Genomic DNA, 20,221 nt, shown 5'->3' with positions numbered 1-20,221 from the left:
TTCCGACCCATCACTACGATAGCGCATAGTAGATAGAGAGGGTCGCTCCGAACACCAGGGACGTCGCGGCGGTCAGATAGGCCACCCATGCCACGCGCCCTGCGGACCCGCCCGGCGCGCCACCGGCGCGGTAGAGCGGCAGGATCCAGCGCAGGTAGTAGAACAGGCTCGCGACCGTGTTGACGGCGGCCAGCACCGCGAGCCAGGCCAGCCCGCCGCCCCACGCGGCCGACATCGCCAGCACCTTGCCGGCGAACACCGCGGTGGGCGGCGTGCCGACCAGGCCGAGCAGGCACACGACCAGCGACGCCGCCAGCCACGGCCTGCCGCGCGCCAGGCCCGCGTAGTCGGCGACGGCGTCCCCGCCGACCGCCACGACGACGGCGAAGGCGCCGAGGTTGGTGACCGCGTAGGCGGCCAGGTAGAACAGCAGCGCCGGCTCGGCCATGGCGGTGCCGCCGGCGGCCGCGACGGGCAGCAGCAGATAGCCCGCCTGGCTGATCGTCGAGTAGCCGAGCAGGCGGCGGACGTTGTCCTGGTAGAAGGCGGCGAGGTTGCCGAGCGTCATCGTGGCGGCGGCGACCAGCGCGACCGCGAGACGCACGTCGACGACCTCGGTGGTCAGGCGGAACAGCGCGGCGAACGCGCCCAGCTTGGGAACCGTGGTGACGAAGGCGGCGATCGGCCTGGAGGCGCCCTGCGCGACGTCGGGAACCCAGAAGTGGGCCGGTACCGCTCCCGCCTTGAACAGCGGCCCCGCCATCAGCAGGACCGCCGCGACGCCGGCGCCCCCGGTCTGGCGGTAGGCGGTCGTACCCGCCACGCCGTACAGCAGAGTCACCCCTGCCAGCATGAGGACGCCGAGGAAGGCGCCCATCAGGTAGTACTTCAGCGCCGCCTCGGTGCCGTTGGCGTCCTTGGCGAACCCGGCGAGCGCGTAGGAGGGGATGCTCGCCAGCAGGTAGGCGGCCACCAGAAGGAGCAGGTCGGCGGCGCCCGCGAGCAGGATGGCGCCCAGCGAGGAGAGAAGGATCAGGACGTAGAGCTCGGCCTCGCGGCGCAGGCCGCGCGCCCACCCGGCGGCCATGGCCAGCACGACGAGGGTGGCGGCGACGACGGCGAGCCTGGTGGCGATGGTGAGGGCGTCGACGGTGTACCCCTCGACGGCCATGCTCCCACCCGCCATGCCCCCACCCGCCATGCCTTCGACAGCCATGCCCCCACCGGCCGCCACGGCCGTCGTCGCCGCCGCCGCGACCAGGAAACCGGCGCAGATCCACGCGACGATCCACTGCCTGTCACGCCGTGCGAACATGCCCGCGAGCAGGCCCGCGACCGCGCCCGCCAGGACGAGGATCTCGGGGAGCAGGCCGGCGATCATCGGCTCACCAGCGTGACGAGGGCGGCGGAGAACGGCTCCACCAGGTCGAGCAGCCACCGGGGAGCCACGCCGATGGCCAGGGAGAGCAGCAGGAGAGGGGCGACCGCGCCCAGCTCCCGCGGCTTCACGTCCGTGACGGACAGCTCGCCCGGCGGCCCGAGGAATGCCTTGTGCAGGGCGCGCAGCAGGAGGGCCGCGGTGATGAGGATGCCGGCGATCGCCGGCGCCCCCTGCCAGAGCGCGCCCGCGCCGATGACCCCCACGAAGATCTGGAACTCGGCGATGAAGCCCGACAGCCCGGGAAGGCCGAGCGAGGCGAAGGCGGCCACGGCGGTGAGCGCGGCGAACACCGGCGCGGTGGCGGCGACGCCGCCGAGCCTGCGCAGGTCGTAGCTGCGCACCCGGTCCCACAGCACGCCGGTCAGAAGGAACAGCGCCCCGGTGATCAGGCCGTGACTGACCATCTGCGTGACCGCGCCGCTGACGGCGAGCTCCCTGGCCCGCGCGCCGCCCGCGACGAGCCCCGCCGCGCCCAGCGCCAGCACGATGTAGCCCATGTGGTTGACCGAGGTGTAGGCGATCAGGCGCTTGAGGTTGTCCTGAGCCATCGCGACGAGCGCGCCGTACAGGACGCTGACCAGGCCCACGGTGATGATCAACCAGGCGTGGCGCTGCCACGGCCCCGGGAGCATGGGCATGGCGATCCTGGCGAAGCCGTACGTGCCCATCTTCAGCAGCACGCCCGCCAGGATCGCCGAACCCTCCGCGGGCGCGTCGGTGTGGGCGGGCGGCAGCCAGGTGTGCAGGGGGACGACCGGGGTCTTCACCGCGAGGCCGACGCAGACCGCCAGCAGGACGGCCGCGCCCGCGGGCGGCGGCCGGCCCGCCAGCTCGACCATGTCGAACGTGCCGCCCGCCAGGTAGAGGCCGATGAAGCCGAGCAGCAGCACCAGAGAGCCGAGGAAGGTGTAGAGGAAGAACAGCAGAGCCGAGCGGAACCTGTCGCCGTGCCCCCAGCCCACGATCACGGCGTACATGCCGACGATGGACAGGTCGAAGAAGACGAAGAACAGCAGCAGGTCAAGGGAGGCGAACAGGCCGAGCGAGACCGTCTGCAGGAACAGGAAGAGCGCGGCGAACGCGCGATCGCGCCTGGCGTAGAGCGCGCACACGAGGAACAGCACGTCCGTCATCGCGATCAGCGGCAGCGACAGCCCGTCGACCCCCACGTGGTAGCCGGCGCCGATCGAGGGGATCCAGCGCAGCCGCTGCTCGTAGCCGACCCCGCCGCCGTAGCCGACCCACATCGCGATCACCAGGGCGAGGTCGGCGACCGCCGCCGCCGGCCAGACCCAGCGGGCCGCGCGTCCCGCGAAGGGCAGGAAGGCGGCCGCCAGCAGCGGCAGAAAGACCGCGAGGGAGAGCACACCTCACCTCGTCAGGACGAGCACGACGGCCAGCAGGAGCAGGGCGACCGCGGCCTGGGCGAAGTAAGTGTGGATCTGCCCGGTCTGCGGGCGCCTGGCCAGCTCACCCGCCCTCGCGGCGCCTCTCGCGACCCCTCTCACCATGCCGTCGACGCCCGCCTCGAGACCGGTCCTGGCCAGGCGCGCGGCTGCGGTGGCGACCCTGGGCACGGCCCGTACCGCGCCGCCGACCACCTGGTCGTCGAACCTGGCCAGCGCGTGGGCCAGCCGGTCGGCGGGCCGCCACACCGCCGCGACCGCCAGGCGCTCCAGCCCCAGCCAGCCCGCCAGGATCGCCGGTACGGCAGGTCTGACGCGAGCCGCGAGCAGCGCCACGGCCACCGCCAGAACCCCCGACAGCGCCGACTCCCCCGCCCCGGGCGCGCGGGCGGAGGCGTCGCCGAGCAGCGCGGACCACCGGCCGTACACCACGGGCAGCCCGACGAGCCCGAAGGCCGCGGCCACCGCGGCCAGGGCGGGAAGCGGGAGACGTTCGAGCACCCCCACGGGGCGCCCCTGCCTGCGGCCCTCGCCCCAGACCGCGACGACCGCCTTGGTGGCATAGGCGGCGGCCAGCAGCGCGCCGCCGAGCGCGACGACGCGCAGCGGCGCGGAGGAGACCTCCGCCAGGATCGCGTCCTTGGTGACCCACATCGACAGCGGCGGCACCCCTGCCAGCGCCAGCGCGCCCACGGCGAAGGTGACGCCGACCAGCCGGTGACGGCGGGCCGCGCCGCGCAACTCGGCGAGGTCCTTGGTGCCCATCGAGGTCAGCCAGGCGCCGGCGCAGAGGAACAGCAGGCTCTTGACCGCGGCGTGCGCGACCAGGTGCGCGGCGCCGCCCGCCACGGCCGCGACGCCCGCCGCCAGCACCATGAACCCGAGCTGGGCGCAGGTCGAGGCGGCGAGGAGCTGCTTGAGGTCGCGCTGGGCGACGGCCACGGCGCCCAGCAGCAGCGCGGTCAGCGCGCCCGCCCACGCCACGGCGGCCGCGGCCCAGCCGGTGGCCGCCAGCAGCGGCTGCAGCCGCAGCAGCAGGTAGGCGCCCGCCGCGACCATGGTGGCCGAGTGCAGCAGCGCCGACACGGGGCTCGGGCCGGCCATCGCCCTGGACAGCCAGAACGAGAACGGGAGCTGCGCCGACTTGCCCAGCGCGGCCAGCACGATCCCCGCGGCGATCAGATCCCGCCACGGGTCCGCCGTCCGCGCCAGGCCCGCGAGCGCGAACACGTCCCGGTGGCCCGCGCCCGCGGCCACCGCGCATCCGGCGGCGAAGTAGAGGCCGAGGTCGCCCGCGCGGGTGGTGACGAAGGCGACGGTGGCCGACCTGACGCGGCCGGGATCGCGCCACCAGAAGCCGATCAGCGCGTACGACATCGCGCCCATCAGCTCCCATCCCACGAGCAGCAGCACCAGGTCGGCCGCGGTGACCGTGAGCAGCATCGCGCCGACGAACACCAGCATCAGGCCGAAGAACCTGCTCCTGTCCTCGCCGACGTCGCCCGCGGCGAAGACCAGGACGGCCAGCGAAACCGCCGCCACCGTCACCGCCATCACCGCCGAGAGCCCGTCGACCGCCGACCCCGCCGCCATGCCCCCGAACAGCTCGAACGTCACCCGCGGCCTGACCACCGCCGCCCAGCAGGCCGCCGCCAGCGTCACCAGGGCGACCAGCACGGCGACGGGAGCGGCGATCCTGTCGGCGCGCCACGTCCAGGCCAGCAGTCCGCCCGCGAGCATGGGCAGGCCCGGCAGCAGGGCGTTCATCCCTTGAGGTCACCCGCCCCGTCGGTGGTGTCCACCTCGCGCGCCCTGAAGATGGCGGTGACCACGGCGAAGCCCATCGCCATCTCCAGCGCCATCACCGTCAGCGCGACCAGGACGAGGACCTGCCCGTCGGCGGAGGAGGGGGCGAGGAAGTACCAGAACGCGCCGCCCGCGACGAGCACACCGTTGATCATGAGCTCGAGGCCCATCATCAGCATCACGATCGACTGCTGGGACAGCGTGCCGTACACGCCGACGGCGAAGAGCGCGGCAGCCAGCAGCAGGAAGGACTCAAGCGTCATAGCGCCCCCTGTGCGTGGCGAGGACGACGGCCGCGATCATGGTGGCCAGGATGGCGACGCCGAGCACGATCATCACGAGCATCTGCGGCCCCATGATCGCCAGCCCGAGCGCGTGCGTGGGATCGGCGGGCGGCGCTCCCCTGCGCTCGGGCCACGGCGTCAGCAGCGCGCCCGCCGCCAGGGCCGCGAACACCGCGCCCGCGATCAGCGCCGAGCCGCGGTTGTTGTGGACCATCGTCATCGGCATGAGCCCCGCGGGGTTCATCATGAACATGATCATGAAGACTGCCATGATCATCATTTCCATGACCATCATGAGGATGGTCAGCACGCCGAGATAGGCCAGGTCGATCAGCAGGAACGTGAGCCCGACGCAGAGGAAGGAGGCCAGCAGCGCGAACGTCGCACGCGCCATGGAGTCGACCACGAACACCGTGACGCCGAACCCCACCGACGCGACGGCCAGCACCCAGAACAGCATCAGATCACCACGATTCCCACCACGAGCAGTTGCAGGAGCGCCAGAGGCAGCAGGACCAGCCACGAGGCCTGCGTGAAGCGGTCCATCCTGACCGCCGGCACCCTGTGCTTGACGAGCACGAGGACGGCAAGCACCGCCGCCGCCCCCGCCAGGCCGCCGCCGCCGCCAAGGAACAGCGGCCCCGCCGCCCACGCCGCCACCGCGAGCATGAGATAGCGGCCTGCCTGGAAGACCAGCCGGTCGGGCCCGGACAACTCGGCCGTCACCCCTCCGGCCAGATCGGAGCCGAGCGGCCGGCTCATCGGCCCCCAGAACGCCATGGCCAGCGCGGAGATCAGGTAGATCGCGAAGGCGACGGGCATCCAGAGGGCGAACCACGCTCCCCGCTGCGCCTCCTCGACGGCTCGCAGGTCGAGCGAGCCCGCGCCGAGCGCCACCGTGATCAGCGCGAACATGTGCGGCAGCTCGTAGGCCAGCCCCTGGGCGAGGAAGCGGTAGCCGCCGATGAGCGGATAGACCGAGTTGGGTCCCCACCCCGTCAGCCACAGCGAGGCCCACGCGCAGACCTCCATGGCGTTGAACCAGACGATGCCGACGCTCGACTCCACCAGCGCGGCGCCGCCCAGGGGCAGGACGATCATGGCGAGGGTCGCGAAGAAGGGCAGGCTGACGACGCCGATCCGCATGAGCAGCAGGTCGGGCATCGGCGTCCGGCGGCGCTGCCGGCCCAGCAGCCTGGCCGTCTCCCGCAGCGCGGCCGCGGGCGAGCGGGTGGCGAGCGCGCCGTCGAGGCTCGCCGCGCCGAGCGCGAGAGCCGCGAACGCGAGCAGCTCAGGCATGGAGCACCCGCTCGACGTCGGGATCGAGGCTCGCCACGATCAGCCTGGCCTGCGCCAACTCCGCGCCCTCCAGCAGCCCGGGGAGGAGGTCGAGCGCGGGGCCGGGCGGAGGCGGGCCGCCCATCGGGACGCGCTCGTCGAGTGCGGCGCCGATGTCGTCGAGCATGCGCTCCATCCGGCCCAGCACGTCGGCGCCGTCGACGAGGCCGACGTCCCTGAGCATCCAGCGCAGGATCCGGGAGCGGCGCACCCTGCGGTCGAGCCTGTCGAAGCCCCGCGCCGCCGCTACGCCGTCGCCGCCGTCGCCGTCGCCGTCGCCGTCGAGCAGGTCGTCGCGAAGGCGGCGCGCCTGCGCGGCCGCCGCGGGCCAGCCCGCGACGCCGAGGAGCCTGCCCAGGCCGTCGAGCCGCGCCGCCGCTCGCCGTCGCCCTCCCGTTCGCCTGGTCACGGCCCCCGAGGTCCACGGCTCGATCCAGTACGGCACGGCAGAGCGGCCACCGCCAGGGAGGATCTCGACGCCGGCCTCCTGGATGACGTCGCCCTGCATGACGGTATGGACGATCAGCCCCGCCGGCCAGTCGGGCAGGATCGGGCCTAGAGGGACGTGGAGCCGGTCGAGCCGCAGGCCGTCCCGGTCGTCGCCCCTGGTGGCCATCGCGAGGCCGCCGGGGCCGCCCATGTGACGAGCATGCTCCCCGTGCTCGTGACCCCCGGGCTGGTGGCCCCCATACCGGTGACCTCCGGGCTCGCGACCCCCGCGCCGGTGATCCCCGGGCTCGCGACCCCCGTGCCCGTGGCTCCCGTGCCGGCGACTCCCGTGCTCGTGACGTCCGGGGTCGTCCGGCCCGCGTTCGCGGCGGTCTTGCGGCGGGGGCGTCTCATCGTGGTCGTCATGGCGGGCCTCGCCCAGCGCGGCGACCGCCCCGTCCAGGCTCTCCCCCACCTCGGCCGCGCCGACCGGCTCGGGCAACCGCACCAGGGCGCGGGGGCGTGGGACAGCCGCCCACGCCTGCCGTACCAGCTCGGCCAGTTCCGCGCCCGGCGAGCCGCACACCACCAGCACGCTCGCCGCCGCGGGCGAGAGGGCGGGCAGCCACCCCCGCCGGGCCGTCTCCGCTTCCACCAGCAGTCGCGCGCCGGTGCCGAAGGGCGCGGTGACGACCAGGGGTCTGGGGCCGCGCGCCGCCACCCTGGCGAGCCACCCGGTCAGGCCCACCGCAGCGCCCCCTCGCGCCACGCGTAGAGGACGCCGACCATCAGAAGGCCGAGGAAGACGAACATCTCGGCCACCGCGGCCGCGCCGACCTCGGCCACGACGAGCGCCCACGGGTACATGAAGACCATCTCCATGTCGAAGGCGAGGAAGACGAGCGCCACCGCGTACCAGCGGACGTGGAAGCGGGACAGCGCGTGCTCGGGCAGCGCGGGGAACGGCATGACCCTGGCGGGGGCGACGCGCAGCGACACCAGGTACACCCCCGCCACCCCGGCGGCGAGCAGGCAGAGGACGGCCAGGACCTCTGTCATGATCACCCCCCGGCACGCAAAGGTACTAGGGTGCGTAGTACCCCGCTGATCACATGTGAACCACGACCGCCGATCCGTCGCTGCGCGGGTCGCTACCAGCGGCGAAGGGGTCCGCCGCGACCACCTGGGCGTGGCCCACCCACTCCGAGCGGGACGGCAGCTCGACCAGCGGCGCCCCCGTCGCGGCCAGCTCCCCGAGCTCGGGCAGGTCGGCCTCGGCGCTGATCGTGTCCTCCCGCTGCCCGACCTCCAGGCCGCCGACGACGAAGCGCGGCGCGGCCACGGCCGCGGCGGGGTCGGCCCCTTCGAGCAGGCGCAGCAGCACCTGGGTGAGGATCTGCGGCTGGGCCTTGCCGCCCATCGTTCCCGCCACCCACGCGGGCCGCCCGTCCTTGGTGACGATGACGGGCATGAGCGTGTGCGCGGGCCGCTTGCCGGGCGCGATGACGTTGGGCGAGGCGGGGTCGAGGGAGAAGAACGAGCCGCGGTTGTGCAGCAGGATGCCGGTGGACGGGTCGAGCACGCCCGAGCCGAAACCGTGGAACAGGCTCTGGATCAGCGAGACGGCCAGTCCGTCGCTGTCGGCGGTCACGACCGCCACGGTGTCGCCCGTCGCCCTGCCGCTGACCGCGGACGCCGGCGCGACGAGATCCGGTCTGTCCGGGTCCAGGAGGGTGTCCACGTCCACCGGGACGAACCTCGGGTCGGCCAGGTACGCGGCCCTGTCGGCGATGCCCCGGTGGAAGGCCGCGGCGAGCGGCCCCCTGGCGCCCAGGGCCTGCAGCAGCAGGAAGCCATGGGTGTTCGGCGGGCTGGTGTGCACCTCGTACCCGCGGAAGGCACGGCTGAGCGGCGCCGTGCGCTCGACCTCGAACCTGGCCAGGTCATCAAGGCCGAGCCAATCCGACAGGCGCGCGCCGAGCGGCCCGCCGTACAGGGTGGCGGGGCCGTGGGCGGCCAGTTCCGCGAGGGTGGCGGCCAACGCGTCCTGGCGCAGCGTGTCACCGGCGGCAAGCGGCCTGCCGCCGGGGCGGAAGACCTCGCGCATGCCGGGGTCGGCGGCGATCAGCTCGTCGGCGTCGGCGATCGCCTCGGCCAGCCCCCGCACGACGGGGGTGGCGGCGGCGTGCCGTACCGCGGCCTCGAAGTGGGCGGGCCAGGGGCGCGCGGCCCCCGCCTCGTGCAGGGCGTCCCAGCCCGCGACCGCGCCGGGCACGGTGATCGTGTCGGGTCCCGTGACGGGCATGGCGTCGCCGTGGCGGGCGGCCAGCGCCGCCCTGTCGGCGCGGGACTGCGCGGGGCCGCTGGCGTTGACGCACGTGACGCGGCCGTCGGGGGTGCGGACGAGGGCGATCAGGTCGCCGCCGACCGAGGTGTTGTGGGGGTAGACGACGGCGAGCGTCGCCGCCGCGGCGAGGGCGGCGTCGAGCGCGTTGCCTCCGCTCCTGACCGCGTCGCAGGCGGCGTCCGTGGCCAGGGTGTGCGGGGTCGCGACGGCGCAGGTGTAGCTCACGGGTCACACGTCCAGATCGAGCCGGGCGAGGGGCTCCACCAGTTCCTGCTCCTCGTACTCGAGGTGCGACAGCAGGGCCCCGGCCAGCGCGTCGAGCGCGTCGCGGACGCCGTCGATGCCGTCGGGGTCCTCGACCATGGCGACGAGCGCGGCGTCGAGGCCGGTCAGCAGGCCTGCGATGACCTCGTGCTCCTCTTCCAGCCGGTCGATGACGGGTGCCAGCGACGCCTGCGCGGCCCTCAGCGCGGGGAACATGCGCTCGTCCTCGATGGTGTGGTGCGTGGTCACGACCCTGCAGTAAGAGGCGCAGAAGCTGCCGAGGGTCCAGTAGTTCTGCCGCATCGTGAGCCGGTTGATCAGCGAGCGGAGCGCGGCCACCTCCCCACGGCCGGCCGCGACCTGCTCCAGGCCCTTCCGGATCTCGGCCAGCTCCTCGCGCAGGCCGTCGTGGACCCTGACCAGGTGCATGCCGCGTTCGCGCTGGGCGGGCGAGAGCTCGGCGAGGTCGCGCTTGGGCAGGCGCGGCCTGCTCGACTCGTCGAGCGTGGCCGAGGGGCTCGTCCCCGGCTCGGCCGCCTGCCGCTGCTCGCGCCCGAGGGCCGCCCTGACTTCGGGCGCGACCTCCTCGGCGAAGATCTTGAGGTCACGTTCCTCGGTGGGGGCCATGACGAACACGCTCATGCCGTACAGGTGGACCAGCTCGGCGAGCTGGTCGGCCCACAGTGAGGGCGGCCCGTCCAGGAAGCCCGGGCCTGCCAGCCGCGAAAAGCGGCCGCTGACGTTGTAGACGCGGCGGATCAGCGCGGGGTCGCGGCCGGCGTCGGCCGCCGCGCGATCCACGACCGCGCTCATCGCGGCCAGCTCTTCCGGCGCGGCGTAGGCCGACGAGGGCACCCAGCCGTCGGCGGTGCGCCCGGTCAGCTCCAGCATGCGGCGCTTGTAGGCGCCGACCCACACGCCGATGCGGTGCGGCGGGAACGGCCCTGGCGCGGCGCCGTCCAGCCGGTAGTGCTCGCCGTCGAAGGCGACGGGGCCGCCGGGCGTCCACAGCGCGCGCATCACCTCGATGCCCTCCGCGAGCGCGGCCACCGCCTGCGCGGGGGTACGGCGGGGCCCGCCCATCGCGGCGACGCCGTCCCAGAAGGCCCCGGACCCCACGCCGAGCTCCACCCTGCCCCCGCTCAGGATGTCGAGGCTGGCTGCGGCCCTGGCCAGGACGGCCGGCGGCCTGAGGGGCACGCTGGCCACGTCGGGGAAGAACCTGATGTGCTGGGTACGCGCCGCCAGCACCGACAGCAGCGTCCATGTGTCGAGGAAGGACGGCTGGTAAGGATGGTCCTGCACGCCGATGATGTCGAGGCCGACGTCCTCGGCGAGCGCGGCCTGACGCATGAGCGTGTGCGCGTTCTCGGCGGTGGGGGTGAGAAAGGCGCCGAACCACAGTTCATGCATAAAATCGGTCATAGGCCTTACATTACATAACCAGCTTACGGAAGGTAAGTGATGACCTCTCCCGAGGCACTGCTGCGGCACTGCCCGCACTTCCAGGTCGCCATCGAGCTGGTGGGCCGCAGGTGGAACGGCGTCATCCTGCTGGCGCTCGCCAGAGGCGCGACGCGGTACGGCGAGCTGCGCGACGCGGTCCCCGGCCTGTCGGAACGCCTGCTCGCGCAACGGCTGCGCGAGCTGGAGTCGTCGGGCGTGGTGGCGCGCGAGGTGCGGCCGACCACGCCGGTGCAGATCCGCTACACGCTCACCGAGAGCGGCGCGGCGCTGGTCGAGGCCATGCGCCCGCTGATGGCGTGGGCCGACAGGTGGGCCGATCAGTCGGCGACGTAGCTGATCGACCTGACCTCGTACCCGCGCGCCTTCGAGCCGGCCACGTGCATCAGCATCGCGCCGCCCTCGTACGACCAGAAGCAGACGCTCTTCTCGCACCCCTGGAAGGTGTACGGCACGCCGTGAGGGTCCCACTTGACCTTGAACAGCGTCTTCAGGGCCGCGGCCGTCGCCACCTCGGCGCCCTGGTTGCGATCGCCCTTGTGCCAGGCGCCCAGCAGGTGCCTGGCCGCCTTCTCCTTCGAGTAGTGGCGCGAGGTGTAGACCTTGGCGACCTTGCCGCCGGAGACGATCATCAGGATGCCGTTGAGCTCGCCCGGCACGCGGACGCTCGTGTGCCTGAACGCGCAGGCGCCGGCGACACAGCCGGCGAAGGTGTCGGGCGCGCGGAAGACGTAGGCGAACAGCGTGTTGACCGCGGCCGGGGTGGCGAACGTGGCGGCGGCCGTCCTGTCGTCGCGCAGCCAGGCGCCGAACAGCCTGCGGGCCGTGGTGGCGGCCTTGGGGGCCTGCGTGGCAGCCGTGACGGCGGACTGAGCGGCGGCTTGGGCGGCGGGCAGGGTGGCCGGCCTGGGGGCCGCGGCGTGAGCCGCGGCGGCTGGGAGCGTGAGGGAGGCGGCCGCAGCGGCGGCGGCCATTCCGAACAGCCATCGGCTTGACATGCCCCGAAGGTAGGGCGCGATCCTTGCACGCCGGTTGCAGCACCCTAGGGTGGGCCCATGGACTTCCTGGAGATCGCCGTCGAGCAGGCCCGCACGGGACTGGCCGAGGGCGGAGTGCCCGTCGGGGCGGCGCTGGTGGCCGACGGCGAGGTGCTCGGCGCGGGCCGTAACCGCAGGGTGCAGGAGGGCAGCGTCATCCGCCACGGCGAGACCGACGCCCTGGAGCGGGCCGGGCGCAGGAGCGCGCTGGTCTACCGGCGGTCGACCATGTACACGACGCTGTCGCCCTGCGCGATGTGCACGGGCGCGATCCTGCTCTACGAGATCCCGCGCGTGGTGATCGGCGAGAACCGGACGTTCATGGGCCGCGAGGACCTCCTGATCGCCCACGGGGTGGAGGTCGTGGTCGTCGACTCCGCCGAATGCCGCGCGCTGATGGCGGCGTTCATCGAGCAGTGGCCCCAGGTGTGGAACGAGGACATCGGACAGCCGCCGGAGTAACAGACTGTCCCGTGACGGTTACCGAAAATCACCTCAAGCCGGCGAGGCTCGCGGCTAAGGTCGCCCCATGGATCTACTCGCGCGTGCCGCGGAGCTGAAACCAGAGCTGCTGGAGTTCGCGGTGTCAGGAAGGTTCACCAGGGAGCTCGGCCTGGTGTACAGCCGTTTCTTCCCCGACGGGGTGATCACCGACGAGGCGACCTCCGCGCTCGCCCTCGACCACTTCGCGCTGGAGTACCGCCTGCCCGGAGGCGACCTGCTGATCGACAGGTTCGTGGCGGAGCGTCCCGAGCTGCACGAGGCCGAGCGGGCCATGGTGCTCGGCTGGAAGGACGTGGTGGAGGGCATCTTCGAGGTCCACACCGTCGCGGGCCCGGCGATCATCCTGTTCAACCTGATCGACGAGCTGACCTACACCGCCCACTCCGACCTGGGCGAGGCGGCCTTCGACGTGCTCGATCCGGGGATGTTCATGGTCGGGCGGCTCATCCCCGTCACCCTGGACGACTGGATGATCAGCGCCACCCCCGCCGTCTACACCGCCGAGATGCGGCCGCAACTCGTGCGGGCGGCGGCCGATGCCGTGCTGCGCCATCCGGCCAGGGTGTTCCGCAACCCCGCCCTGCTGGCCGAGGCCTGGCAGATCCAGGCGGCGCAGCGGCGGCAGTTCGTCGAGCACTTCGGCTCCGACCTGGTGGTCCTGCGGGGCGAGGAGGTCGCGGCGCGGATGCGGGCGTTCACGTCGCTGGAGTTCCCCGACCATCTCCACGAGGAGGAGAGCGTCGCGCTGATCTTCGACGAGCGCGACGGGCTCGGCTACTACACCGACTTCGGCGCCGTCGAGGCGGCTTTCGCCGACCCCTCCCTGGTCACCAGGGGGCGCTACCGCGACGCCGTCAGCCGCTACCTCAGGGGCGACGCGGTCTCCCCCGTGCCGATCAGGCACCTGGCCGCCCGCGACCACGCGCTGGCGAGCGAGGTGTTCGCGACACTGCTCGGGCGGCGCGGCTTCACGTGGCCGCTGGACGGCGAGGCGCTGCTGAGGGCGCACAAACCCGGCTACTTCAGCGCGCCGCGCCTGCCGGCCTGCACGCCCGTCACCGGCGTGCTCGCCGAGCTGGACCGTGTCGTGGAGGAGGGCCTGGTCTAGGGCCGGTCTCAGGCGCCGGCAGGAGCGCCGGTTCCAGCGCCCCTGCACGGCCGGTTCTCAGGGCTCGGGCGGGCGCCAGTCGGCCGGCCACGGGTTGTAGTCCACCTCCAGCGCCTCCTGCTCGGGACGCATACCCTCGGGCACGTGCTGCAGGTTGACCCTGATGCGGTACCACACGCTGCTGCGCCCCCTCATCCCGTCGACCAGCACGTCAGCGGGCTCGAGGAACTCCACGACGGCGGCATGGCGGGCCTTCCACGCTTCGAGGCCCGCCAGCGCCTCGTCCTTGTGCTGCGCCCTGGCGATCTCGATGAGCGGCACCTCGGTGCGCTCGGGCGGGGGCCCCTGCGCCTCGGCCAGCTCCAGCAGCGAGGTGAGCGAGCCCGCGTGCAGGTCCATGTCCTCCCATGGGTCGCCGAGCGCGGCGAACCTCTTCGGCACGGTGTCGACGGTGAACTCCTCCGGACGGCACCCCGGCACCTCCTCCCACGTCAGCGGCGTGGACACGCGCCCGTCCCGAACCGGCCTGACGGAGTAGGCGGAGGCGACGGTCCTGTCGTAGGCGTTCTGGTTGTAGTCGACGAAGACGCCCTGCCGCTCCTCCTTCCACCACCGGCTGGTCGCCAGATCGGGGGCGCGGCGCTCGACCTCGCGGGCGACGGCCTCCGCCGCACGCCGTACCTGCGAGAAGTCCCAGTCGGGCGTGATGCGGGCATAGACATGGAAGCCACGCGAACCCGATGTCTTCGGCCAGGCGACCAGCCCATGGTCGGCGAGCACCTCGCGCGCCACCTGGGCGGTCTCCAGCACCTGCCCCCAGGGCACGCCGGGCACCGGGTCGAGGTCGATGCGCAGCTCGTCGGGGTGCGCGAGGTCGGCCGCGCGCACGGGGTGCGGGTTGAGGTCGACACAGCCCAGGTTGACCACCCACAGCAGCTGGCGCGTGTCGGTGACGACGACCTCCTCCGCGCTCCGCCCCGACCTGTACCGCAGCTCGGCGACCTCGATCCAGGCGGGGCGCTTGGCGGGGGCGCGCTTCTGGAAGAACGCCTCCTGCTCGATGCCGTGCACGAACCGCTTGAGGATCATGGGCCGCCCCGAGACGCCGCGCAGCGCCCCCTCCGCGACCGCCTGGTAGTAGCGGACCAGGTCGAGCTTGGTCCGCCCGCCCTGCGGGAAGACCACCTTGTCCGGGCTCGTGATCGTCACACCGTCGATGTCCGGCATGGTCTCACCCTACGTGAGCACACCGACAAGATCGGGGCGGTAGGTGATCGCGAGCCTGTCCAGGCCCGGGTACGCGCGGGCGGTCACCGCGTCCAGGTCGAGCCTCGGCCGGGTGAACAGCGCGTTCGCCTCGGCGAGCGCCTCCCAGCGGTCCTTGTTGTACCGGTGGACGTCGTCGGTCATGCCGAGAAGTCTCCATGGCGTCCCGCGCCCCGGGCGAAGCGGGCGGCGCCGTCGGCCGCTTCGCCCAGGGCGGCGACGCCGTGGCGTAGTTCGTTGACGATCGCGTCCTCCTCCGTCATCCCCTCCTGTTCCAGGGCCGACATGCGGTCGCCGCGCAGGCACGTCTGCGGGAAGCGGGCCAGGTCGCGGGCCAGCCGCTCGGCGGCCTGGCGGGACCGGCCGGAAGGGACGACCCTGTTGGCCAGACCCATGCGCAGCGCCTCGTCGGCGTGGACGGGCCTGCCGGTGAGGATCATGTCCATGGCCTGCGAGAGGCCGATCAGGCGCGGCAGCCGTACCGTGCCGCCGTCGATCAGAGGGACGCCCCAGCGGCGGCAGAAGACGCCGAACACCGCGTTCTCCTCGGCCACCCGCAGGTCGCACCAGAGCGCGAGCTCGAGGCCCCCGGCGACCGCGTGTCCCGCGACGGCGGCGATGACCGGCTTGGTCAGGCGCATCCTGGTGGGTCCCATGGGCCCGCCGCCGTCCTCGCCGACGTGGTTGTCGAGGCGTTTGAGGTCGGCGCCCGCGCAGAACGCGCCGCCTTCGCCCCACAGGACCGCGACGGCCGCGTCGGACGCCTCGAAAGCGGTGAAGGCCTCGACCAGCGCGTCGGCGGTCTCGCGGTCGACGGCGTTGCGGGCCTCCGGTCTGGAGAGCACCACCGTGGTGACGGGGCCTTCTCGCTCGCTCCGAACGGTCATCTCGTCCTCCGTCGTCGGGTGCGGACCCTGGGACCCGCCGCCATCAGGCGAACGCCCCCGCGACGAGCGCGTCGAAGTCGTCCGTGTCAGGGGCGTCGATCCCGCGCAGCGGTCCGCGATCGGCCAGGTGGGCCTCGGCGTAGCGGCGGGCGACCACGCTCTTGCGCCCGTCGTCGAGCCCCCAGGATGCCTGCTCCTCCAGCAGAGCGGCCGCGTAGACGTCGGCCATGAACTGCGCGAGCGGGTACAGCCTCGCCTCGGCCGTCGCCGGGGCGAGCGACTGCCACGCGGTGATCGCCTTCTCCAGGTCGTCGACGCGCGCGTGCACCAGCGACGACGTCGCCGCCGACCGGAGCCGGTCGAGGAACGGCAGGTGGGCCTGCTCTTTCAGCATCGCTCTGCGCACGTCCAGGCAGAGGATGTTGTCCCCACCCTCCCAGATCGGGTTGACCTGGGCGTCGCGCAGCAGGCGGGCGACGGGCCACTGCTCGATGTAGCCGTTGCCGCCGTGGATCTCGATGGCGTCGCTGGCCGCGGTGAGGCCGAGCCTGGCCGCGCGGAGCTTGACGAGGGCGGGCGCGAGCCGCAGCCGCGGGCCGAGGTGGCCGTCGAAGACCAGCGCCTGCGCCGCCTCGACCTCGACGACGAGTTCGGCGAGCTTGCGGCGCATGAGCGGCTGGTCGATGAGCCGGCGGCCGAAGGCCTCGCGGGCCGAGGCGTAGCAGATCGACTCGACCAGGGCGCGACGGGCGACGCCGACGCCCATCATGGCGACGCCGAGCCGTGAGGCGTTGGTGAGCTTCATCATGGTGCCGAGACTGGAGCCCGAGCCCGAGCCGGCCAGCAGGAACGCCTCGGCCCCCGTGAACTCCACCTCGGCGGAGGCGACCGAGCGGGTGCCGAGCTTGTCCTTGAGCCTCCTGATCCGTACGGCGTTGCGGGATCCGTCGCGCCGCTCCCACAGCACGAGGAACGGTGCCACGTCGCCCGAGGGCAGTCTGCCCAGCACCACGAACGCGGACCCGTTGGCGTTGGAGGCGAACCACTTCAGGCCGGTCAGGCTCCATGCCTCCCCGTCCGGTTCGGCGTGGGCCTCCAGCGCGGCCAGGTCGGAGCCGCCGGTCCGCTCGGTGAACATCTGAGCGGCCTCGCCGGAGTAGAAGCCGTTGGCGAAGATCGAGCGGACCCGATCGAGAACGTCCGTGGGCGCGTGCTTCTCGGCGAGAGAGACCACCATGTCCCCGCCGGTGCCGAGCGCGCAGCCCATCCCGATGTCCGCCTGGTCGAGCAGGTATGTCCAGGCGGCCGCCAGCGCGGCGGGGTCGGCGCCGTTCCGCGTGGCGGTCGCGGCGAACCCCGGCGAGGTGAAGTTGTCGGCCATCAGCGCCTCGCGAGCGGCGGTGAACGACGGCGGCATGACGACCTGGCTGATGTCGCGCCCCCACTTGTCGTACTTCTCCAGGCGCGGCGGGTTGCGGTCGGTCTCCTCCGCGTACGCGGCGATCGATCCGCCCATGAGCGCGCCGAGGCGGGACAGGTGGGGTTCGGCCCAGCCGTAGCCCTCGCCGAGATGGCGGCGCATCAGCAACCGGAGCGAAGGGTCGCAGGACCACCAGTTGCGGCCGGCCGCTCCCTGGTAGCGCGAGGTGTCGTAACGGCCGCTCGGGCCGTCGACGGGTTCGATCAGATAGCTCGCCATTCTCGGAGTGTTACATATAATCGACACGCGATGGAAGACCGTAATACTCTGACCGCGCGCTCGGCCGTACTGAGCGCGCTGCTCGGCAGCCACCCGCCGCGCCTGCCGAGCAGGGCCCTGGTACGCATCGGCGAGGTGTTCGGCATCGCCGAGGGCACCGTGCGGGTGGCCCTTTCGCGGATGGTGGCGGCGGGCGACCTGGTACAGGAGGGCGGGCGCTACGCGCTGTCCTCGCGGCTGCGCGAACGGCAGGCCAGGCAGGACGAGAGCCGCTCCCCGCACACGAGGGCGTGGGACGGCACGTGGGAGATCGCGATCGTCACCGCCGAGCGGCGCGCGCCCTCCGACAGGGCGGCGCTGCGGCACACGATGACCGCGTTGCGCCTGGCCGAGCTGCGCGAGGGCACCTGGCTACGGCCGGCGAACCTGATCAGGCAGTGGCCGGAGATCGTCACCGCGCAGTGCACGCTCGTGGACGGCACGCCACGCGAGGACCCGACGGGGCTGCTGTGGGATCTGGAGGGATGGGCCGCCGAGGCGCGGCGGCTGCTGAAGTCGCTCGACCAGGCGGAGGGGCTGGCGGAGGGCTTCCTGGTGTCGGCGGCGGTGCTGCGGCACCTGCTGGCCGATCCGCTGCTGCCCCCCGAGCTGCTGCCGGAGGCGTGGCCCGGCGCCGAGCTGCGGGCCCGTTACGACGACTTCGACCGCGACTACCGGCGGGCGCTGCACCGGCACCTCGACGCGTGAGCGATCATCCCGGCAGGGCGCGCGGCGGGCGGGGCGCGCGGGCGGACCGGGGCGCACGGGGACCGGGGCGCACGGGGCGGGTCGGGCCGGGGCGCGTGCCCGTCGTCCGCTCCGCCGGCGGGTGCGCAGGGCGGACCGGTGGGTAGGGCACCGTCATGTCCGTCACACTCGCGCTGGCCGGTGACACCATGCTCGGACGGGGCGTCGCCGTCCTGCTGGCGAGATCCGCCGATCCTGCCGCCTATCTGTCGGACGAGGTCCGCGGCCATCTCGCCGACGCCGACCTGTTCGTGCTCAACCTGGAGTGCTGCATCTCCGAACGGGGCAGCCCGTGGCCTGCCCCGGGCAAGCCGTTCCATTTCCGGGCGCCGCCCCAGGCCGCCGACCTGCTCGCGGAGCTCGGCGTCGGCTGCGTCACGCTGGCCAACAACCACGCCCTCGACTACGGCTACGACGCGCTGCTCGACACCCGCGAGCAGCTGGACCGGGTGGGGATCCCCGCGGTGGGAGCGGGCGCCGACGTGGCCGAGGCGCGACGGCCCGCCGTGCTGTCCGTGCGCGGCCTGCGGATCGCGATCATCGGTGCGACCGACCACCCGGCCGACTTCGCGGCCCGCCAGGACCGGCCCGGTGTGGCCTACGCGGACCTGACGAGGCGGGTGCCGCCCTGGCTGACCGAGACCGTGGCGGGCACCAGGGCCGACATCGTCCTGGTCACCCCGCACTGGGGGCCCAACATGACCGCGCGCCCGCTGCCCTACGTCCGTGCGGCCGCCGAGGCTCTCGTGGCCGCGGGGGCCACCCTGGTGGCGGGCCATTCGGCCCACGTCGCGCACGGTGTGGCCCTGCCGGTGCTGTTCGACATGGGGGACTTCATCGACGACTACGCGGTGGATCCGGTGCTGCGCAACGATCTTTCACTGCTCTTCCTGGTGACCTTCGACGATCACGGCGGGGTGCGGCTGCGCGCCGTTCCGATCAAGCTGGAGTACGGCAGGACCGAGCTCGCCCGCGGGTCCGAGCGGGCGTGGATCTGCGAGCGGTTCATCGGCGCGTGCGCGGAGCTCGGCACCGTGGCGGGCCGCGAAGGGGACGTGCTGACCGTGTGAGGCCGCCGAGCCCCGTTGTGCGGGCCGTCGGCATTTCTTGACGGATTCCTTGCCTGCGACGAGGTGTGCCCGGGCCTAGCCTCGAACTGGAAGGGACACGGCCATGGTCACAGTCACCACCATCGTGCTCGGGTTGATCGCCCTCATCCTCTTCGTGGCGGCGGTCAGCGGCATCAAGATCGTCAACCAGATCGAGCGCGGCGTGGTCTTCCGCTTCGGCAGGGCACAGCGGAAGATCCGCCAGCCGGGGATCACCTTCCTCATTCCGGTCGTGGACCGCATGCGGAAGATCAACGTGCAGATCGTCACGATGCCGGTGCCCACCCAGGAGGGCATCACCCGTGACAACGTCTCCGTCCAGGTCGACGCGGTCGCCTACTTCCGGGTGGAGGACCCGCTGCGGGCGGCCGTCGAGGTGCAGAACTACCTGTTCGCGGTGGAACAGGTGGCGCAGACCTCGCTGCGCTCGATCATCGGCAAGAGCGAGCTGGACGACCTGCTCTCCAACCGCGAGGAACTGAACAAGGGCCTGGCGCTGATGATCGACAGTCCGGCGCTCGGCTGGGGCATCCACATCGACCGGGTGGAGATCAAGGACGTCCAGCTGCCCGAGGGAATGAAGCGCTCGGTGGCCAGGCAGGCCGAGGCCGAGCGGGAACGGCGCGCCCGCGTGATCACCGCTGAGGGCGAGTACCAGGCGGCCCGCAAGCTCGCCGACGCCTCGGCCATCATGTCGGAAACGCCTGGGGCGCTGCAGCTGCGACTCCTCCAGACGGTGGTGGAGGTCGCGGCGGAGAAGACCTCCACGCTGGTCATGCCGCTGCCGGTGGAGCTTCTGCGGTTCTTCGACCGCGCCGCGAACGACGCCGAGGCCCGCGCGGCGGAGAAGGCTCCCGACGAGCAGCCGGCCGTGACGGCCGGCACAGCGACCGACTCAGCGGCCGGTTCGGCGGCCGGAGTGGCCGGTTCGGCGGCCGGCGAGCAGGCCGCCCTCGGCGCGGCCGTCCAGGGGCCGGAGCAGGCCGACGAGATCGCGCGGCTCGTCCGGCCGCGCGACGCCACGGACCCGGTGCGGCACGCCTGAC

Annotated in this window: 21 protein-coding genes; 6 read left to right on the top strand and 15 right to left on the bottom strand. The window is 73.0% G+C overall.

Annotated features, from left to right (window positions below):
- Positions 1-13: 13 nt before the first annotated feature.
- The 10 genes from AC3EO4_RS39275 to AC3EO4_RS39230 are packed head-to-tail and all read right to left on the bottom strand — an operon-like array spanning position 14 to position 10,728.
- A complete protein-coding gene (locus tag AC3EO4_RS39275) occupies positions 14-1,381 on the bottom strand; it encodes an NADH-quinone oxidoreductase subunit N (protein ID WP_431900510.1) in 1,368 nt (455 codons plus the stop codon).
- Positions 1,378-2,808, bottom strand: a complete 1,431-nt coding sequence (locus AC3EO4_RS39270; protein WP_379574369.1) for a complex I subunit 4 family protein — start codon at positions 2,806-2,808, stop codon at positions 1,378-1,380. Before AC3EO4_RS39270 ends, AC3EO4_RS39275 begins: the two co-directional genes overlap by 4 nt.
- A 3-nt stretch (positions 2,809-2,811) precedes the next feature.
- Entirely contained in the window at positions 2,812-4,614 is a 1,803-nt protein-coding gene (locus AC3EO4_RS39265; protein WP_431900508.1) for a proton-conducting transporter transmembrane domain-containing protein, read from the bottom strand.
- Positions 4,611-4,916, bottom strand: a complete 306-nt coding sequence (nuoK, locus tag AC3EO4_RS39260; RefSeq protein ID WP_379574367.1) for an NADH-quinone oxidoreductase subunit NuoK — start codon at positions 4,914-4,916, stop codon at positions 4,611-4,613. Before nuoK ends, AC3EO4_RS39265 begins: the two co-directional genes overlap by 4 nt.
- The gene (locus AC3EO4_RS39255; RefSeq protein ID WP_379574366.1) at positions 4,906-5,397 is read right to left on the bottom strand and encodes an NADH-quinone oxidoreductase subunit J; all 492 of its coding nucleotides are present in this window, start codon (positions 5,395-5,397) and stop codon (positions 4,906-4,908) included. The genes nuoK and AC3EO4_RS39255 overlap by 11 nt, the downstream gene beginning before the upstream one ends.
- Complete coding sequence (locus AC3EO4_RS39250; RefSeq protein ID WP_431900505.1) at positions 5,397-6,236, bottom strand: NADH-quinone oxidoreductase subunit H; 840 nt, start codon at positions 6,234-6,236, stop codon at positions 5,397-5,399. Before AC3EO4_RS39250 ends, AC3EO4_RS39255 begins: the two co-directional genes overlap by 1 nt.
- On the bottom strand, positions 6,229-7,452 hold the full coding sequence (locus tag AC3EO4_RS39245; protein WP_431900504.1) for a hypothetical protein: 1,224 nt from the start codon (positions 7,450-7,452) through the stop codon (positions 6,229-6,231). Before AC3EO4_RS39245 ends, AC3EO4_RS39250 begins: the two co-directional genes overlap by 8 nt.
- The gene (locus AC3EO4_RS39240; protein ID WP_379574362.1) at positions 7,443-7,763 is read right to left on the bottom strand and encodes an NADH-quinone oxidoreductase subunit A; all 321 of its coding nucleotides are present in this window, start codon (positions 7,761-7,763) and stop codon (positions 7,443-7,445) included. Before AC3EO4_RS39240 ends, AC3EO4_RS39245 begins: the two co-directional genes overlap by 10 nt.
- 49 nt (positions 7,764-7,812) lie before the next feature.
- The gene (locus tag AC3EO4_RS39235; protein WP_431900502.1) at positions 7,813-9,276 is read right to left on the bottom strand and encodes a gamma-glutamyltransferase family protein; all 1,464 of its coding nucleotides are present in this window, start codon (positions 9,274-9,276) and stop codon (positions 7,813-7,815) included.
- Positions 9,277-9,279: 3 nt separating this feature from the next.
- Positions 9,280-10,728, bottom strand: coding sequence for an LLM class flavin-dependent oxidoreductase (locus tag AC3EO4_RS39230; RefSeq protein WP_379574360.1), 1,449 nt, complete (start codon positions 10,726-10,728; stop codon positions 9,280-9,282).
- 51 nt (positions 10,729-10,779) lie between these two features.
- Between AC3EO4_RS39230 and AC3EO4_RS39225 the strand changes: the two genes are divergently transcribed.
- Positions 10,780-11,115: a winged helix-turn-helix transcriptional regulator gene (locus tag AC3EO4_RS39225; protein WP_379574359.1), complete on the top strand. Its 336-nt coding sequence runs from the start codon at positions 10,780-10,782 to the stop codon at positions 11,113-11,115.
- Here the strand turns inward: AC3EO4_RS39225 and AC3EO4_RS39220 are convergent.
- Positions 11,100-11,777 (bottom strand): hypothetical protein, encoded by a 678-nt coding sequence (locus tag AC3EO4_RS39220; RefSeq protein ID WP_431900500.1) that lies wholly within the window; start codon positions 11,775-11,777, stop codon positions 11,100-11,102. The genes AC3EO4_RS39225 and AC3EO4_RS39220 overlap by 16 nt on opposite strands.
- Before the next feature lie 57 nt (positions 11,778-11,834).
- On the opposite strand from AC3EO4_RS39220, the gene AC3EO4_RS39215 reads away from it, so the two are divergent.
- Both AC3EO4_RS39215 and AC3EO4_RS39210 read left to right on the top strand, forming a co-directional pair.
- Entirely contained in the window at positions 11,835-12,278 is a 444-nt protein-coding gene (locus AC3EO4_RS39215; RefSeq protein ID WP_379574357.1) for a nucleoside deaminase, read from the top strand.
- 67 nt (positions 12,279-12,345) lie between these two features.
- Positions 12,346-13,428 (top strand): hypothetical protein, encoded by a 1,083-nt coding sequence (locus AC3EO4_RS39210; protein ID WP_379574356.1) that lies wholly within the window; start codon positions 12,346-12,348, stop codon positions 13,426-13,428.
- Between the two features lie 57 nt (positions 13,429-13,485).
- Here AC3EO4_RS39210 and ligD read toward each other — a convergent pair whose 3' ends face one another.
- From ligD to AC3EO4_RS39190, 4 genes are read right to left on the bottom strand one after another with little or no spacing between them, the layout of a single operon-like run.
- The gene (gene ligD, locus AC3EO4_RS39205) at positions 13,486-14,655 is read right to left on the bottom strand and encodes a non-homologous end-joining DNA ligase (protein WP_431900499.1); all 1,170 of its coding nucleotides are present in this window, start codon (positions 14,653-14,655) and stop codon (positions 13,486-13,488) included.
- A 9-nt stretch (positions 14,656-14,664) separates the two neighbouring features.
- On the bottom strand, positions 14,665-14,838 hold the full coding sequence (locus AC3EO4_RS39200; protein ID WP_431900498.1) for a hypothetical protein: 174 nt from the start codon (positions 14,836-14,838) through the stop codon (positions 14,665-14,667).
- A complete protein-coding gene (locus AC3EO4_RS39195) occupies positions 14,835-15,581 on the bottom strand; it encodes a crotonase/enoyl-CoA hydratase family protein (RefSeq protein ID WP_379574354.1) in 747 nt (248 codons plus the stop codon). The genes AC3EO4_RS39200 and AC3EO4_RS39195 overlap by 4 nt, the downstream gene beginning before the upstream one ends.
- A 43-nt stretch (positions 15,582-15,624) precedes the next feature.
- The gene (locus AC3EO4_RS39190) at positions 15,625-17,280 is read right to left on the bottom strand and encodes an acyl-CoA dehydrogenase family protein (RefSeq protein WP_379574353.1); all 1,656 of its coding nucleotides are present in this window, start codon (positions 17,278-17,280) and stop codon (positions 15,625-15,627) included.
- 30 nt (positions 17,281-17,310) lie between these two features.
- On the opposite strand from AC3EO4_RS39190, the gene AC3EO4_RS39185 reads away from it, so the two are divergent.
- The 3 genes from AC3EO4_RS39185 (at position 17,311) to AC3EO4_RS39175 (ending at position 20,220) form a co-directional block, all read left to right on the top strand.
- Entirely contained in the window at positions 17,311-18,027 is a 717-nt protein-coding gene (locus AC3EO4_RS39185) for a PaaX family transcriptional regulator C-terminal domain-containing protein (protein ID WP_431900496.1), read from the top strand.
- A 155-nt stretch (positions 18,028-18,182) separates the two neighbouring features.
- Positions 18,183-19,136: a CapA family protein gene (locus AC3EO4_RS39180; protein WP_431900494.1), complete on the top strand. Its 954-nt coding sequence runs from the start codon at positions 18,183-18,185 to the stop codon at positions 19,134-19,136.
- Between the two features lie 103 nt (positions 19,137-19,239).
- Positions 19,240-20,220: an SPFH domain-containing protein gene (locus AC3EO4_RS39175; RefSeq protein ID WP_431900493.1), complete on the top strand. Its 981-nt coding sequence runs from the start codon at positions 19,240-19,242 to the stop codon at positions 20,218-20,220.
- Position 20,221: the final 1 nt, after the last annotated feature.

This window comes from Nonomuraea sp. bgisy101 (assembly GCF_057708945.1).
The sequence above is the reverse complement of the archived record's forward strand: the minus strand, read 5'-3'. Positions and strand labels throughout refer to the sequence as shown.